Origin of the sequence: Klebsiella sp. X1-16S-Nf21 (assembly GCF_002837615.1) — a bacterium.
Lineage (GTDB): Bacteria > Pseudomonadota > Gammaproteobacteria > Enterobacterales > Enterobacteriaceae > Klebsiella > Klebsiella variicola.
Genome location: NZ_PJDK01000017.1, coordinates 1 through 15,513 on the forward strand (window position 1 = coordinate 1; position 15,513 = coordinate 15,513).

General features: G+C 56.8%; 15 protein-coding genes. 3 read left to right on the forward strand and 12 right to left on the reverse strand.

The features are described 5' to 3' along the window. Positions 1-190 precede the first annotated feature (190 nt). Genes hemG through pepQ form a run of 4 tightly spaced genes read right to left on the reverse strand, consistent with a single transcriptional unit; the run spans position 191 to position 4,172 of the window. Positions 191-724, reverse strand: a complete 534-nt coding sequence (hemG, locus tag CW267_RS10025) for a menaquinone-dependent protoporphyrinogen IX dehydrogenase (protein WP_012543216.1) — start codon at positions 722-724, stop codon at positions 191-193. Between the two features lie 11 nt (positions 725-735). Then, positions 736-2,187 carry a Trk system potassium transporter TrkH gene (gene trkH, locus CW267_RS10030; protein ID WP_008807923.1) on the reverse strand — a complete coding sequence of 484 codons (1,452 nt, stop codon included), beginning with the start codon at positions 2,185-2,187 and terminating at the stop codon, positions 736-738. Between the two features lie 39 nt (positions 2,188-2,226). Next, a complete protein-coding gene (locus CW267_RS10035) occupies positions 2,227-2,841 on the reverse strand; it encodes an IMPACT family protein (RefSeq protein ID WP_064143002.1) in 615 nt (204 codons plus the stop codon). Further along, on the reverse strand, positions 2,841-4,172 hold the full coding sequence (gene pepQ / locus CW267_RS10040; protein WP_012969182.1) for a Xaa-Pro dipeptidase: 1,332 nt from the start codon (positions 4,170-4,172) through the stop codon (positions 2,841-2,843). Before pepQ ends, CW267_RS10035 begins: the two co-directional genes overlap by 1 nt. A 191-nt stretch (positions 4,173-4,363) precedes the next feature. Between pepQ and fadB the strand changes: the two genes are divergently transcribed. Further along, positions 4,364-6,553: a fatty acid oxidation complex subunit alpha FadB gene (gene fadB / locus CW267_RS10050; protein ID WP_047667244.1), complete on the forward strand. Its 2,190-nt coding sequence runs from the start codon at positions 4,364-4,366 to the stop codon at positions 6,551-6,553. A gap of 9 nt (positions 6,554-6,562) precedes the next feature. Beyond that, positions 6,563-7,726: an acetyl-CoA C-acyltransferase FadA gene (gene fadA / locus CW267_RS10055; protein ID WP_008807927.1), complete on the forward strand. Its 1,164-nt coding sequence runs from the start codon at positions 6,563-6,565 to the stop codon at positions 7,724-7,726. A gap of 106 nt (positions 7,727-7,832) precedes the next feature. On the opposite strand, the gene fre is transcribed toward fadA, so the two are convergent. Together fre and ubiD are read right to left on the reverse strand one after the other, a co-directional pair. Further along, on the reverse strand, positions 7,833-8,534 hold the full coding sequence (gene fre / locus CW267_RS10060) for an NAD(P)H-flavin reductase (protein ID WP_008807928.1): 702 nt from the start codon (positions 8,532-8,534) through the stop codon (positions 7,833-7,835). Between the two features lie 55 nt (positions 8,535-8,589). Continuing rightward, positions 8,590-10,059: a 4-hydroxy-3-polyprenylbenzoate decarboxylase gene (ubiD, locus tag CW267_RS10065; RefSeq protein ID WP_008807929.1), complete on the reverse strand. Its 1,470-nt coding sequence runs from the start codon at positions 10,057-10,059 to the stop codon at positions 8,590-8,592. Between the two features lie 178 nt (positions 10,060-10,237). Here ubiD and rfaH point away from each other — a divergent pair, with 178 nt between their 5' ends. Next, positions 10,238-10,726 carry a transcription/translation regulatory transformer protein RfaH gene (rfaH, locus tag CW267_RS10070; RefSeq protein ID WP_008807930.1) on the forward strand — a complete coding sequence of 163 codons (489 nt, stop codon included), beginning with the start codon at positions 10,238-10,240 and terminating at the stop codon, positions 10,724-10,726. Here the strand turns inward: rfaH and tatD are convergent. From tatD to ubiJ, 6 genes are all read right to left on the reverse strand, one after another. Next, positions 10,723-11,526 carry a 3'-5' ssDNA/RNA exonuclease TatD gene (gene tatD / locus CW267_RS10075; RefSeq protein ID WP_162493294.1) on the reverse strand — a complete coding sequence of 268 codons (804 nt, stop codon included), beginning with the start codon at positions 11,524-11,526 and terminating at the stop codon, positions 10,723-10,725. The genes rfaH and tatD overlap by 4 nt on opposite strands. A gap of 32 nt (positions 11,527-11,558) precedes the next feature. Further along, positions 11,559-12,338, reverse strand: coding sequence for a Sec-independent protein translocase subunit TatC (gene tatC, locus CW267_RS10080; RefSeq protein ID WP_004886745.1), 780 nt, complete (start codon positions 12,336-12,338; stop codon positions 11,559-11,561). Between the two features lie 2 nt (positions 12,339-12,340). Continuing rightward, positions 12,341-12,877, reverse strand: a complete 537-nt coding sequence (gene tatB / locus CW267_RS10085; RefSeq protein WP_008807932.1) for a Sec-independent protein translocase protein TatB — start codon at positions 12,875-12,877, stop codon at positions 12,341-12,343. 3 nt (positions 12,878-12,880) lie between these two features. Continuing rightward, positions 12,881-13,132: a Sec-independent protein translocase subunit TatA gene (gene tatA / locus CW267_RS10090; RefSeq protein ID WP_002883425.1), complete on the reverse strand. Its 252-nt coding sequence runs from the start codon at positions 13,130-13,132 to the stop codon at positions 12,881-12,883. Positions 13,133-13,261: 129 nt separating this feature from the next. Next, positions 13,262-14,902, reverse strand: a complete 1,641-nt coding sequence (ubiB, locus tag CW267_RS10095; RefSeq protein ID WP_012543220.1) for a ubiquinone biosynthesis regulatory protein kinase UbiB — start codon at positions 14,900-14,902, stop codon at positions 13,262-13,264. Then, the gene (gene ubiJ / locus CW267_RS10100; RefSeq protein ID WP_008807934.1) at positions 14,899-15,504 is read right to left on the reverse strand and encodes a ubiquinone biosynthesis protein UbiJ; all 606 of its coding nucleotides are present in this window, start codon (positions 15,502-15,504) and stop codon (positions 14,899-14,901) included. The genes ubiB and ubiJ overlap by 4 nt, the downstream gene beginning before the upstream one ends. Between the last annotated feature and the right edge of the window lie 9 nt (positions 15,505-15,513).

The window sequence follows — 15,513 nt, forward strand, 5'->3', positions numbered from 1 at the left end:
TCAGAGTCAAGCATTTATTTTTGCTTTTCTCTGCGAGGTTCTCACCGGAACCCCGCTGACCCGGCGGCTTGCTTGCCGTTGTTCCGTGTCAGTGGAGGCGCATTATAGGGAGTAATTCTGAGGTGACAAGGGGAAATTCAAAAAAACTTTTCGTTCGCTCGATTTTCCATCACAACGCGAGTTTTACGCGCTATTTGCGCGCCATTTGTGCGATTTCCCGAGCAAACCGGGATACCTGTTGCCAGTCGGTATAGACCACTTCTTTGCGGGTATCCGTTTCCCCCCCGGTCATTTTCATAATCAGGCGGATCATAAACCGATCGTACCAGCTGTAGCGCGGGTAGCGCAGCGCGCCGGCAAATACCGCGCAGCTCTGCGGCTGCCACGGCGAGTTCAGCAGAAACTTACGCGTATAGCTGTTGGTCTGCGGCGTGCGCTTCTCGGGTTTACGCGCCACCAGGTTAACAGAGAAGAATGCTCCCGGCAGCGCCTGCAATGATGCCAGATGCTTTTTCACAAAGCGGTCCACCGCCGGATGAAAGTGCCCGTAGCGAATCGACGCGCCGATGACCACCCGATCGTAGTGATGCCATTCGACGACATCGGTACGGTTCAGGTTCAAGGTGTCCGCGTCGATGCCCAGCTCTTTCAGCTCGGAGGCCAGAAACGAAGCGATTTCACGGGTCTGCCCGTCGCGGGTGGAGAAGAGTATTAAAGTTTTCACGAGCACTCCTGTTATTCGCGCCAGAAAGTGGGAGTAAAGAGCACCAGTAAGGTGAACACTTCCAGACGACCAAACAGCATATTAGCAATCAGGATCCATTTCGCGACCGGGTTCATAGTGGCAAAGTTGTCCGCGACAACGCCAAGCCCAGGCCCGAGGTTGTTCAACGTCGCCACCACGGAGGCGAAGGCAGAGAAATCATCCACCCCGGTGGCGATAATAGCCAACATACTAATGATAAAGACCAGCGCATAGGCGGAGAAGAACCCCCACACGGCTTCAAGAATACGTTCCGGCAAGGCGCGGTTACCTAACTTGATGCTATAAACCGCATTCGGGTGTACCAGACGCTTAAGCTCACGGTTGCCCTGCTTAAACAGCAACAGGATACGGATCACCTTTAAGCCACCGCCCGTGGAACCGGCACAGCCGCCGATAAATGCGGAGCAGAGCAGCAACACCGGCAGGAATAGCGGCCAGCGCGCAATGCTATCGGTAGTGAATCCCGCGGTGGTCGCCATCGACACCACCTGGAAAAATGCCTGATTCAGCGTCGTCAGCACCGACCCATACACGTTATGGAGCCATAGCACCAGCGTACAGATAATGACCAGCGTCAACTGGACGCCAATGAACATGCGAAATTCTGGGTCGCGCCAGTACACCTTCAGGCTGCGTCCGCTCAATAACGAAAAATGCAGACCGTAGTTACAGCCAGAGATCAGCAAAAAGATCGCGATGATAGAGTTAATCATCGGGCTATTGAAATAGCCGACGCTGGCATCGTGAGTCGAGAAACCGCCGATGGCGATAGTGGCAAAGCTGTGCCCAATCGCATCGAACGCCGGCATACCGGCAAACCAGAGCGCCAATGCGCAGGCTATCGTCAATAACACATAGATAAGCCACAGCGTCTTCGCCGTCTCGGCGATACGCGGGCGCATCTTGTTGTCTTTCAACGGACCGGGCATTTCCGCGCGGTAGAGCTGCATCCCCCCTACGCCGAGGATAGGCAGAATCGCCACCGCCAGCACAATGATCCCCATGCCGCCGAACCATTGCAGCATCTGCCGGTAAAAGAGGATTGCATGAGGTAACGAATCCAGCCCCACCAGGGTGGTCGCTCCGGTCGTCGTCAGGCCGGAAAATGACTCGAAGAAGGCATCGGTCACCGTCAGGTTCGGCTGCTCGGCGAAAATAAAGGGCAAGGCCCCCACGCTCCCCAGCACGGTCCAGAACAGCACCACAATCAGAAACCCTTCGCGGGATTTCAGTTCGCCTTTTTGTTTACGATTCGGCCACCACAGCATGGAGCCAATCGCCAGCGCAACAAAAAAGGTTTGCGTGAAGGCCCGCCCCGCGCCATCGCGATATATCAGGGCCACTAATCCCGGAACGATCATCGTCCCCGAAAATAAGATGACCAACAGTCCAACGATTCGGGTTATGGCGCGAAAATGCATCTCTGGCGCTTCCTTTGATAGGCAAAAAAACAGAGGGGATTATTCGTCAATCTTCAGTAAATGCAATGAACCGCGACTAAAATCAGCCAGTTTTGCTGAAAAAGCCGCCACTTCGGCCCGGGGAAGCGCCACGCGCAGCCGAACCGACGCCAGATATTCGCTTTCGACTACCTTCCCGGAGAATTGGGCGAGCAGCGCTTCGATACCGGCCAGTTGCCCATACTCACATTGCAAAGTATATGCTGTTAACGGCGTCTTGCGCTGCGTCGTCAGCTGCGCCAGCGCCTGATGAACACCGCCGCCATAGGCTTTCACCAGGCCGCCAGTGCCCAGCAGGATACCACCGTAGTAGCGCACGACGACAGCGGTTATCTCACCCACGCCGCACCCCATCAGTTGCGCCAGCATCGGTTTACCCGCCGTCCCCGCCGGTTCGCCATCGTCAGAAAACCCCAGCTGTTGCGAATCATCAGGCGGCCCGGCGACCCACGCCACGCAGTGGTGGCGGGCATCAGGGTGATCCGCTCTGACGGACTCGACAAACGCTTTTGCCGCCGCCACGCCGTCGGTATGCGCCAACAGCGTGATAAAACGGCTTTTTTTAATCTCCTCAACGACGGTAACCGGCGCCGCCGGGATTAACCAGCTTTCCATTACGCCAGCTTCAGATCGCGCGTCATATTTTCAATGCTGTTTTCGTGAACCACCACGTTATCTTCGATACGGATCCCGCCAAACGGCTTCATGGCGTCAATTTTCTGCCAGTTGAAGTGCTTGCTGAACGGGCCTTCACGCCACGGCGCCAGTAACGACTCGATGAAGTAGATGCCGGGTTCAATAGTCAGCACCATGCGCGGCTCGATAATACGGGTGCAGCGCAGATACGGGTATTTCGACGGCGCCGCCAGATGCGTACCGGTGTCATCCTGCATAAAGCCAGCGACATCATGCACCTGCAGACCCAGCGGATGGCCAATCCCGTGCGGCATAAACGGCCCGGTCAGGTCATTCTCCACCATCGCCTCTTCGCTTATGTCGGTAACCAACTGGTGTTTACGCAGTAGCTTTGCGATGCGCTGATGGAACTGGATATGGTAATCAACATAACGAGTCCCGGCCTTCATGGTGCTAATCAGCGCCAGCTGCTCGTCATTAACGTCTTTGATCAGATGGGCAAAGTCGTTGTCGCCGTGCGCCGCCCAGGTTCGCGTCAGATCCGCGGCATAGCCGTTATATTCTGCGCCAGCGTCGAGCAGGAAGCTGCGCATCTCCGCCGGGGCGCGATGATCCAGTTTGGTGTAGTGCAGGACGGAAGCATGCTCATTCAGCGCCACGATGTTGCTGTAAGGCACGTCGGTATCACGATGGCCGGTGGCGGTGAGATAGGCCTGGTTGATATCGAATTCGCTCATCCCGGACTGGAAAGCTTCATAGGCCGCGCGATGACCATTGACCGCCGATTTCTGCGCTTCACGCATACAGGCCAGCTCGTAATCCGTTTTGTAAGCCCGATAGTAGTGCAGGTAATCGATAACCCCTTTCGGGTTGATCTTATCCGCAGCGATACCCAGCCCCAGCGCGCGCTCCGGTACCGGCCCAATATAACCGATATTACCGCGAGCGGCAGGTAGCTGGCTGCCGATGCCATCGGCCTTCGGCAGAGCAATGACGTCAACTTCTTCGGTCCAGAATGCGGTCGGTAGCGGCTCGACGTTGTGCCAGTAATCGACCGGCAGATAGAACCACAGCTTCGGTTTGTTAACGCCATCCACCAGCAGCCAGCAGTTAGGCACCTGCGTCACTGGCACCCAGGCTTTGAACTGCGGATTGACCTTGAACGGGTACGGGTGGTCGTCAAGGAAGACGTTAACCAGCTCACCGGAGTGAATCAGTAGCGCATCCATCTGAAAACGGGCCAGCACGTCGCGGGTACGTTCTTGTAGGGTAACAATATGATTTTTATAGAGCGCGGACAGGGATTCCATCTTTCATCCTTTGCTTTTATGGGATCGTGATACTCCGCATCTTAGCACATCACCCTGCGTGCGGGTGATTTCCGCCGGATGTGATCCGACCAGCAATTATTTAAAGAGTAATTTGCAATTCTTTAACATAAATTCCACACTCCGTTTCATCTGGTATGACCAGATCATATTGCTGGATTCAGGAGACTGACATGCTCTACAAAGGCGACACCCTGTACCTCGACTGGCTGGAAGATGGCATCGCCGAACTGGTGTTCGATGCCCCAGGTTCGGTCAACAAGCTTGATACCGCAACCGTAGCCAGCCTCGGTCACGCGCTGGACGTACTGGAAAAACAAAACGATCTCAAAGGTCTGCTGCTGCGCTCTGAAAAAGCGGCGTTTATCGTCGGCGCGGATATCACCGAATTCCTCTCGCTGTTCCTGGTCCCTGAGGAGCAGTTAAGCCAGTGGTTGCATTTTGCTAACAGCGTTTTCAATCGTCTGGAAGATCTTCCCGTCCCGACGATCTCTGCCGTCAATGGTTACGCGCTGGGCGGCGGTTGTGAATGCGTCCTGGCGACCGATTACCGCCTGGCGACGCCGGATCTGCGTATCGGTCTGCCGGAAACCAAGCTCGGCATTATGCCGGGCTTCGGCGGTTCTGTGCGTCTGCCACGCTTGCTCGGCGCCGATAGCGCGCTGGAAATTATTGCCGCCGGGAAAGACGTCGGCGCCGATCAGGCGCTGAAAATCGGCCTGGTGGATGGTGTGGTCGCAGCGGAAAAACTGCGTGACGGCGCGCTGGCGGTCCTGCGTCAGGCGATTAATGGCGATCTGGACTGGAAAGCAAAACGTCAGCCGAAACTAGAGCCGCTGAAGCTCAGCAAAATTGAAGCTACCATGAGCTTCACGATTGCCAAAGGCATGGTCGCGCAAACGGCCGGGAAACATTACCCGGCGCCGATCACCGCGGTGAAAACCATTGAAGCCGCCGCACGTCTTGGTCGTGAAGAAGCCCTGGTGCTGGAAAATAAAAGCTTTGTCCCGCTGGCCCATACCAATGAGGCCCGCGCGCTGGTTGGTATCTTCCTGAACGACCAGTACGTCAAAGCGAAAGCGAAAAAGTTGACCAAAGATGTCGAGACGCCGAAGCATGCTGCTGTCCTGGGCGCTGGCATTATGGGCGGCGGTATCGCATACCAGTCGGCCTGGAAAGGCGTGCCGGTGGTGATGAAAGACATTAGCGACAAATCGCTGACCCTGGGCATGACCGAAGCGGCGAAACTGCTGAATAAACAGCTGGAACGCGGCAAAATCGACGGTCTGAAGCTGGCCGGAGTGATCAGCACCATTCAGCCAACCCTGGAATACAGCGGTTTTGATCGCGTCGACGTGGTTGTTGAAGCGGTGGTCGAAAACCCGAAAGTGAAGAAAGCGGTGCTGGCCGAAACCGAGGCAAAAGTGCGCCCGGATACCGTGCTGGCATCCAACACCTCAACAATCCCCATCAGCGAACTGGCCAGCGTTCTGCAACGCCCGGAAAACTTCTGCGGTATGCACTTCTTTAACCCGGTGCATCGCATGCCGCTGGTTGAAGTGATCCGCGGCGAAAAAACCTCGGATAAGACCATTGCCAAAGTTGTGGCCTGGGCCAGCAAAATGGGCAAAACGCCGATCGTGGTCAATGATTGTCCCGGCTTCTTCGTTAATCGCGTGCTGTTCCCCTACTTCGCCGGCTTCAGCCAGCTGCTGCGCGACGGGGCGGATTTCCGCAAAGTCGACAAAGTGATGGAAAAACAGTTTGGCTGGCCAATGGGCCCGGCCTATCTGCTGGACGTGGTCGGCATCGATACCGCCCACCATGCTCAGGCCGTGATGGCGGCGGGCTTCCCGCAGCGGATGCAGAAAGATTATCGCGACGCCATCGACGCCCTGTTTGACGCCAACCGTTTCGGCCAGAAGAACGGCCTCGGTTTCTGGCGTTATAAAGAAGACAGCAAAGGTAAGCCGAAGAAAGAAGAAGACGCTGCCGTCGACAGCCTGCTGGCCGACGTCAGCCAGCCGAAGCGCGATTTCAGCGATGAAGAGATTATCGCCCGCATGATGATCCCGATGGTTAACGAAGTCGTCCGCTGCCTGGAAGAAGGCATTATCGCCAGCCCGGCGGAAGCGGATATGGCGCTGGTATACGGCCTGGGCTTCCCTCCGTTCCACGGCGGCGCATTCCGCTGGCTGGACACCATCGGCAGCGCGAAGTATCTCGATATGGCGCAGCAATACCAGCACCTTGGCCCGCTGTATGAAGTGCCAGCCGGTCTGCGTGACAAAGCGCGCCATAACGAAGCGTATTATCCCCAGGTAGAGCCAGCCCGTCCGGTTGGCGCTCTGAAAACGGCTTAAGGAGTCACAATGGAACAGGTTGTCATTGTCGATGCAATTCGCACCCCGATGGGCCGTTCGAAGGGCGGCGCCTTTCGCAACGTGCGTGCGGAAGACCTCTCCGCGCACCTGATGCGTAGCCTGCTTTCGCGTAACCCGTCGCTTGAGGCGAGCGCGATTGACGATATTTACTGGGGCTGCGTGCAACAAACACTGGAGCAGGGTTTCAACATTGCGCGTAACGCCGCGCTGCTGGCAGAAATCCCGCACTCGGTACCGGCGACGACGGTTAACCGTCTGTGCGGTTCCTCCATGCAGGCGCTGCACGATGCGGCCCGTATGATCATGACCGGCGATGCCAGCGTCTGCCTGATTGGCGGCGTTGAGCACATGGGCCATGTGCCAATGAGCCACGGTGTCGATTTCCATCCGGGCCTCAGCCGTAATGTGGCGAAAGCCGCAGGCATGATGGGGCTGACCGCGGAAATGCTGGCGCGTCTGCACGGCATCAGCCGCGAAATGCAGGATCAGTTCGCCGCACGCTCTCACGCTCGCGCCTGGGCGGCGACGCAATCAGGCGCCTTCAAAGCCGAGATTATCCCGACCGGTGGCCACGATGCCGATGGCGTACTGAAGTCTTTTAACTATGACGAAGTGATCCGCCCGGAAACCACCGTCGAAGCGCTGGCGGCGCTGAGACCGGCATTTGATCCGGTGACCGGCACGGTAACGGCAGGCACCTCTTCCGCCCTTTCTGACGGCGCGGCGGCAATGCTGCTGATGAGCGAAAGCCGCGCCCGCGAGCTGGGGCTGAAGCCACGCGCCCGCGTCCGTTCGATGGCGGTGGTCGGCTGCGACCCGTCCATTATGGGTTATGGCCCGGTTCCGGCCTCAAAGCTGGCGCTGAAAAAAGCGGGCTTATCCACCAGCGATATCGACGTCTTTGAAATGAATGAAGCGTTTGCCGCGCAGATCCTGCCGTGTATTAAAGATCTGGGCTTAATGGAGCAGATTGACGAGAAGATCAACCTCAACGGCGGCGCGATCGCGCTCGGACATCCGCTGGGCTGCTCCGGGGCGCGCATTAGCACCACGTTGATCAATCAGATGGAACGCAAAGACGCTCAGTTCGGTCTGGCGACCATGTGTATCGGTTTAGGTCAGGGTATTGCCACTGTGTTTGAGCGGATTTAATCGAAGGGTTATCTCAACGCCATTGCGACCAGAAGCAGGCAGCAATGGCGAAGAGAGCAGGTTTAGTTGCCGTTCTTCCCGCCTGTCAGGGGCGGGTTTTTTATTTTCAGATAAACGCAAACGCATCGCCAAACAGGCGATCTTCACGCGCGCCGCGTTCGTTGCAGAACAGGTCGCGGGCAATCTTGGCCATCTCAAAACGACCGGCAATGTAGATATCATGCTCGGCCAGCGTGCCGTAATCCTGCAGCACGGCAGTCAGTACCGTACCGGAACGACCGCGCCACCCTTCTTCCGGTTGCTCGACCACCGGCTCGATGCGCAGATTCGGATGCTTGATGCTTAACGCTTCCAGCTCGGCCAGATCGTACAAATGCTTAGCCTCGCGGCCGCCCCAATAAATGGCGATATCGCGATCCGGGTTACGCGCCAGCGCGGTTAACAGAATAGAACGCACATAAGAGAAACCGGTGCCGCCGGCGATCAGAATCAGCGGGCGATCTTCGTCATCGCGCAGCCACGCTTCGCCATGCGGAATATCAACCTCAATTTCACGCTCTTTCAGAATGCGATCCATCACCGCCATCGCATACAGATTGAGTTCAGAAGCACCGATATGCAGCTCGATAAACTCGTGCTCTGACGGCGTGGAAGCCATAGAGAACGGACGCTTATCGCGCTCGTCCATTACCACCATCAGATACTGGCCAGCGCGGAAAGAGAATGCCGCTTCCGGTACTAATCGAACGCGATACACGGTATCGGTAATCGCCTCCACTGAGGTCACTTTACAGCTTAAGGTTGTCATGCGTCCCCTCTGTCGGGTCTATAGAGCAAAACAGCGGCGTTAGCCCCGCTTACTGTTATTTAAAGATGGCCAGTTCATCCCAGATGGCGTCGATGCGCGCCGTCACCTGAGGATCTTTTTTGATTGGACGCCCCCATTCACGCTGGGTTTCGCCAGGCCATTTATTTGTGGCATCCAGCCCCATTTTTGAACCCAGACCGGAAACCGGCGAGGCAAAATCCAGATAATCTATTGGCGTATTTTCTACCAGTACCGTATCACGAGCCGGGTCCATACGGGTAGTAATCGCCCAAATCACGTCGTTCCAGTCGCGTGCGTTGACGTCGTCATCGCATACGATCACGAATTTGGTATACATGAACTGGCGCAGGAATGACCAGACGCCCATCATCACGCGCTTGGCATGGCCCGCGTACTGTTTTTTCATGGTCACCACCGCCAGGCGATAGGAACACCCTTCCGGCGGCAGATAAAAGTCGACGATTTCCGGGAACTGCTTTTGCAGAATCGGCACAAAGACTTCGTTCAGCGCCACGCCCAGCACCGCGGGCTCATCGGGCGGTCGGCCGGTATAGGTCGAATGATAAATCGCGTCTTCGCGCTGGGTAATATGGGTCACCGTAAATACCGGGAAGCTGTCCACTTCATTGTAGTAACCAGTATGATCGCCATACGGGCCTTCCGGCGCCATCTCCCCGGCCTCAATGTAACCTTCGAGCACAATTTCCGCGCTGGCCGGCACTTCAAGGTCATTGGAAACGCACTTCACCACTTCGGTCTTGGTGCCGCGCAGCAAGCCTGCGAAAGCATATTCCGACAGGGTATCGGGCACCGGCGTCACCGCGCCAAGAATGGTCGCCGGATCGGCGCCAAGCGCCACGGAAACCGGGAAGCGCTCGCCGGGATGCGCCGCGCACCACTCCTGGAAATCGAGCGCGCCGCCGCGGTGGGATAACCAACGCATGATGAGTTTGTTTTTACCGATCAGCTGCTGGCGATAAATTCCCAGGTTCTGCCGCTCTTTGTGCGGCCCACGGGTCACCGTTAGCCCCCAGGTGATCAGCGGCGCGGCATCTTCCGGCCAGCAGGTCATAATCGGGATTTTATTCAGGTCGACGTCATCGCCCTGGATGATTTTTTGTTGGCAGGGCGCACCGCGCAGGCGTTTGGTCGGCATATTCAGCACTTGCTTGAACTGCGGCAGCTTATCAAACAGATCGCGGAAGCCTTTTGGCGGCTCCGGCTCTTTCAGAAAGGCCAATAGCTTCCCGACTTCCCGTAGCGAACTGACGTCTTCCTGGCCCATCCCTAGCGCCACACGACGCGGCGTGCCAAACAGATTGCACAGCACCGGCATCGAGTAGCCTTTCGGATTTTCAAACAGCAGCGCCGGGCCACCGGCACGCAGGGTCCGGTCGGCAATTTCGGTGATTTCCAGGTGAGGATCGACCGGCAGAGTGATACGTTTTAGTTCGCCCTGTTGTTCCAGGAGTGTCAGAAAGTCGCGAAGATCGTGGTATTTCATGAAAGTGTTATTGACCTCTCTACAGGCGGCTAATTATACGGTGTTCGACGGCGCGATGCTGTAATTTTGTTAAATTAGCGTGAAAGAACGCTGAAATTTGGATTTCAATTATAATGGCTTTCGCGATTACACCAGCCATTTGTTATGCTTGCCGTTATTAGAAGTGGAATGAGTCATTATGCAAGCCTGGTACTTACTGTATTGCAAACGTGGGCAGCTACAACGAGCCCAGGAACATCTGGAACGTCAGTCAGTTAACTGCCTGATGCCGACGATTGCGCTGGAAAAAATCATTCGCGGTAAACGCACCATGGTCAGCGAACCGCTGTTCCCGAACTACCTGTTTATTGAGTTCGATCCAGAGGTGATTCATACCACTACCATCAGCGCCACCCGCGGGGTTAACAACTTCGTGCGCTTTGGCGCCCTGCCCGCTGTCGTTCCCTCGGCGGTTATCCATCAGCTCTCTATCTACAAACCGGAAGGCATTACCGACCCGGAAACGCCGCATGAGGGCGATAGCGTGCTAATCACCGACGGCGCGTTCGAAGGCTTACAGGCTATCTTCACCGAGCCGGACGGCGAAGCCCGTTCTATGTTGCTGTTAAACCTGCTGAATAAGCAAGTCCTGCAGAGCGTTAAAAATACCGACTTCCAGAAAATCTAAACGCCGTTAACGTCGATGCCAAACAGCGTCCTGACGTTTGCGTCCGTTTGCGCCTCCAGCCATTGCGTCTCTTCGCCCCGCCAGCTCGCGACGCTGGCCAGGATATGCGGCAAATACGCGGGCTCGTTACGCCGCGAGGCCGGTCTCGGCTTGAGGTCGCGAGGCAGCAGATAAGGCGCATCGGTCTCCAGCAGCAGACGTTCCGCCGGGATCGCCGGCAGCAGCTCGCGCAGCTCCAGTCCCCGCCGCTCATCGCATACCCAACCGGTAATACCGATAAACAGGCCCAGATCCAGGCATTCCTGCACCTCGCTGCGGCTGCCGGTAAAGCAGTGCAGCACCGCGCCCGGGATCTTCTCAAGCCAGGGTTTAAGCAACGCCAGAAACCGGTCGTGGGCGTCGCGGCAGTGTAAAAACACCGGCATCGACAGCTCAGCGGCCAGCGCCAGCTGGGCGCTGAACGCTGCCTCCTGCTCCTGCGGCGTGGAGAAATTACGGTTGAAATCCAGACCGCACTCACCTATCGCCACCACCTGTGGCTCGCGGGCGAGGGTATAAATCGCCTCGGCGACCGCTGGCGACCAGCTGCTGCCGTCATGGGGATGAACCCCTGCCGTGGACCAGCAACCGGAATAATGGCTCGCCATTCTCTGGGCCTGCTGGCTCTCCGGCAAATTTGTGCCGGTCAGCAGCATGCCGTGAACCCCCGCCGCCCGGGCGCGCGCCACCACCTCATCATGGTCGCGGGAAAACTGCGAACTGGTGAGATTAACGCCGATATCAAACATGATCGCTCCCATATGACAACCGCCCTGACGGGCGGTTGGCGGTATTACTCTTCTCTGTGCTCCGCGGCTTCAGCTTCGGCCGCAGCGTCGTCATCACGCGTCAGGCGCTTCCCGGTGTAGAAGCGGGCGAAGAACACCCCGACTTCAAACAGACAGTACATAGGAATGGCCAGCAGCGTCTGCGAGAATACGTCCGGCGGTGTCAGCAGCATACCCACCACGAAGGCGCCCACCAGGACATACGGCCGTTTTTTGCGCAGCTCTTCCGGCGTGGTAACGCCCATCCAGCAGAGCAGCACAATGGCGACCGGTACCTCAAAAGAGACACCGAAAGCCATAAACAGCGCCATCACGAAGTCGAGATAGCTGCGGATATCGGTCGAGACCAGCACCCCCTCCGGTGCAGCATGGGTCAGGAAGCCGAACGCCAGCGGAAACACGACAAAATAAGCGAAAGCCATGCCGATATAGAACAGCAGCGTACTGGATACCAGTAAAGGCACCACCAGCCGGCGCTCGTGCTTATACAGCGCCGGCGCGACGAAGGCCCATACCTGGTAAAGAATAATCGGCACTGACAGGATCACCGACACCATGAAGGTCAGCTTTATCGGCGTGAAGAAAGGTGAAGCGACATCAGTGGCGATCATCGTCGCGCCTACCGGCATCTTGCTGATAAGCGGGGCCGAGACCAGCTGGTAGATATCATTGGCGAAATAGACCAGCGCCAGGAAGATCACCAGGATAGCAATGATGCTGTTGAGCAGACGCTTGCGCAGCTCAATCAGATGCGAAATTAGCGGTTGTGTATCGTCTACGCCCATGTTTACGGTTTATCACTCGATGCGGGGGAAGAATGAGGGGCTGCCGCCGTAGCGGATGTTTTCTCTGCCGGAAGTTCAGCCGGTGAAGCGGGTTGCTCATCGGCGACAGGATCCGGCGCATGAGCCGGAGCGCTGGCCTGATGTTCTGCCGTCGCCGGCGTGACGTCCTGGCGCTGCGCTTCACTGCCTTTCACCACCGGATTAAGGATGGTATTGGCTTCGTCGCTGGCCTTTTCAGGATCGTGGGCGCTATAGGAGCGCTTCATCGACTCCGCGGCCTCGCGCAGTTCATCCATGGAGGCTTTCAGCTCCGGCGTCAGGTTATTCAGGCTGGCCTTTTCCACCTTCTTGAGGCTCTCCTGGAACTCCTGCAGTTTTAGCTCCTGGGCCAGCTCATTTTGTACCGTGGTCGCCAGCGAGCGTAGCGTACGGATCCAGCCAACCACCGTTTTAACCGCGACGGGAAGCCGCTGTGGCCCCAGAACAATGAGGCCAATCACAAACACCAGCAGTAGTTCACTAAAACCAATATCGAACACGAGTTACACCTGCTCTTTGTCGTGGCGTTTTGTCTCGTCTTTTTTTGCATCATCCTGTTTATCGGCGATGGTTTTCGCCGTGAAATCTGCGTCTGGCGCCGACTTTTCGGGTTTATCATCATCACTCATGGCTTTTTTAAAGCCTTTGATAGATGCCCCTAAGTCTGACCCCAGTGAGCTCAGCTTCTTCGTCCCAAAAAGCAGAACTACGATGACGACAACAATTAATAACTGCCAAATACTGATACCACCCATACACGTTCCCCTATGACAGATGATGAATTATGTGGACGCATTATACACGCCATCCTGCGAGCCGCCTCTTCGTCAGGCGACTGGCATGATTTTGCGCAAATAAGCCTGCGTCATGAAGAGGCGAACCGATCAGTGGGTTTTCCGCCAGCCAATCAGCCAGGTCACCACACCGCCGGCCATCAACCAGCCGGGCATCATTCCCCACTCAGGGCGATGGATAAAGAGCAGCGTACCACTGAGCAATAAAACCGCGCCTATACCAAACAGATAACGGGATTGGCCCTGGCGCACATGACGCACATGCATATCCCGCACGATGGTATCGACGCTGGTCTGCAGCTGTTTGCTCTGCTGCAGGCTCTGATACACCAGCTCAGGTATTTCAGGCATTCTTTCGATCCAGAACGGCGCTTTGTCTTTAAACGCGCGCACCAGCGCCGGAATGCCGACCTGATCTTTGATCCACGACTCGAGGAAAGGCTTCGCCGTTTTCCACAAGTCTAACTGAGGATAGAGCTGCCGGCCTACCCCTTCTACGTAAAGTAATGTCTTCTGTAGTAAAACGAGCTGCGGCTGGACTTCCATATTGAAACGCCGCGCGGTATTGAACAGATTAAGCAGCACGTGGCCGAAGGAGATCTCCGCCAGCGGCTTCTCAAAGATCGGCTCGCAGACCGTGCGGATCGCGAACTCAAACTCTTCGACATTCGTATCGGGCGGTACCCAACCGGAATCGACGTGCAGCTCAGCCACCTTACGATAATCGCGGTTAAAGAAGGCGATAAAGTTTTCCGCCAGATAGCGCTTATCTTCTTTGTTCAGCGAGCCGACAATACCGCAGTCGATGCCGATATACTGCGGATCTTCCGGGTGCTCGTAGCTGACGAATATGTTGCCAGGGTGCATATCGGCATGAAAGAAGCTGTCGCGGAACACCTGGGTAAAGAAGACCTGCACGCCCCGCTCCGCCAGCAGCTGCATGTTGGTCCCCTGGGCCTCCAGCGCCTCCACGTCGGACACCGGGATACCGTAGATGCGCTCCATCACCATCATGCTTTCGCTGCAGTAGTCGGGGTACACCTCCGGCACGTACAGCATCGGACTATCTTCGAAATTACGCCGCAGCTGAATGGCGTTGGCGGATTCCCGCAACAGGTTCAGCTCGTCCAGCAGCGTTTTTTCATATTCGCGAACCACCTCCTGCGGGCGCAGACGGCGGCCGTCAGGCAGCAGACGCGGTACCCAGCGCGCCAGGCGGTAGATGAGCTTCATGTCCGCTTTAATGATCGGCAAAATATCCGGGCGGATAACCTTGATCACCACCTCTTTGCCATTCTCTTTCAGACGTGCGGTATGCACCTGGGCGATGGACGCCGAGGCTAACGGCTCTACGGAGAAATCATCAAACCAGGCGTCCACCGGCAGGCCCCCCATCGCTTTCTCTATCTGCTGCTGCGCGAGCTTTCCTTCAAAGGGCGCTACGCGGTCCTGCAACAGCGCCAGCTGATCGGCAATATGCGGCGGGAAGAGATCCCGGCGGGTGGAAAGCATCTGGCCAAATTTAATCCACACCGGCCCCAGCTCCTGAAGCGCCAGGCGCAGACGAGTGCCAAGGGGTTGGTCTTGATGACGATTTGGCATCCAGAACAGCATCCGCCGCCAGATACGCAGCGGCAGCGTGAGACGAATTTTGGGGATGAGCTCATCGAGCCCGTAGCTCAAAAAGGTGTGGATGATGAAATACAGGCGCCGTAATTCTCCTGGCGTCATTTGCCCTCCAGCGTTTCCAGCCGTTTTTCCAGTGCGGCCAGCGCGCGTTCAATAGCCGTCGTTTCTTCCGCAAACCATGCCAGCTCCAGCGGCCCCGGTGCCAGTCGCCACTCTTCAGTGATCGCTTCTGCGACATAGCGCTGCTGGCGCTGCGCGCCTTTCAGTAAAAACTGAGCGCCGCCGCGGAGGACTTTGCCAACGCCTTCAGCCACGATATCGCCAGTATAAGGCGCCAGCAGTTCAGCGGGATCGAACTCCGCCAGATCGCACAGGGAGACCATATTCTGCACCACCTGCAGATCGCCCTGCACTTCCAGATCTCCGCTACGGATAAGCGCCGTGAGCTGCTGACGATTACGCAGTTTGGGCAGCACGCTGAGCCGGGTAATCACAGTGCAGTCGGCCTCTCCCTCCCAGGCGCTCAGGACATCAACCTGGCGTTCGCTGAACGCCAGTACGATCGGGGTGGAGAAGTCCTGCAGTTGAACTCGCAATACCTTACCCAGCAGGCGCTGACGAGCGGGTTTTAGCGCCTTGTCACGCCAGAGAAAAGTATTCAGCGCCGTCTCAATGCTAGCGGTCACCAGGGGTGTGAAAGGCATAGCGTCCCT

Coding starts and splice junctions, on each gene's coding strand:
- ubiD (WP_008807929.1), bottom strand. CDS start 10,059: ATGAAATACCACGATCTTCGCGACTTTCTGACACTCCTGGAACAACAG.
- rfaH (WP_008807930.1), top strand. CDS start 10,238: ATGCAAGCCTGGTACTTACTGTATTGCAAACGTGGGCAGCTACAACGA.
- fadA (WP_008807927.1), top strand. CDS start 6,563: ATGGAACAGGTTGTCATTGTCGATGCAATTCGCACCCCGATGGGCCGT.
- pepQ (WP_012969182.1), bottom strand. CDS start 4,172: ATGGAATCCCTGTCCGCGCTCTATAAAAATCATATTGTTACCCTACAA.
- tatC (WP_004886745.1), bottom strand. CDS start 12,338: ATGGGCGTAGACGATACACAACCGCTAATTTCGCATCTGATTGAGCTG.
- ubiB (WP_012543220.1), bottom strand. CDS start 14,902: ATGACGCCAGGAGAATTACGGCGCCTGTATTTCATCATCCACACCTTT.
- trkH (WP_008807923.1), bottom strand. CDS start 2,187: ATGCATTTTCGCGCCATAACCCGAATCGTTGGACTGTTGGTCATCTTA.
- ubiJ (WP_008807934.1), bottom strand. CDS start 15,504: ATGCCTTTCACACCCCTGGTGACCGCTAGCATTGAGACGGCGCTGAAT.
- tatA (WP_002883425.1), bottom strand. CDS start 13,132: ATGGGTGGTATCAGTATTTGGCAGTTATTAATTGTTGTCGTCATCGTA.
- tatD (WP_162493294.1), bottom strand. CDS start 11,526: ATGGGAGCGATCATGTTTGATATCGGCGTTAATCTCACCAGTTCGCAG.
- CW267_RS10035 (WP_064143002.1), bottom strand. CDS start 2,841: ATGGAAAGCTGGTTAATCCCGGCGGCGCCGGTTACCGTCGTTGAGGAG.
- fadB (WP_047667244.1), top strand. CDS start 4,364: ATGCTCTACAAAGGCGACACCCTGTACCTCGACTGGCTGGAAGATGGC.
- fre (WP_008807928.1), bottom strand. CDS start 8,534: ATGACAACCTTAAGCTGTAAAGTGACCTCAGTGGAGGCGATTACCGAT.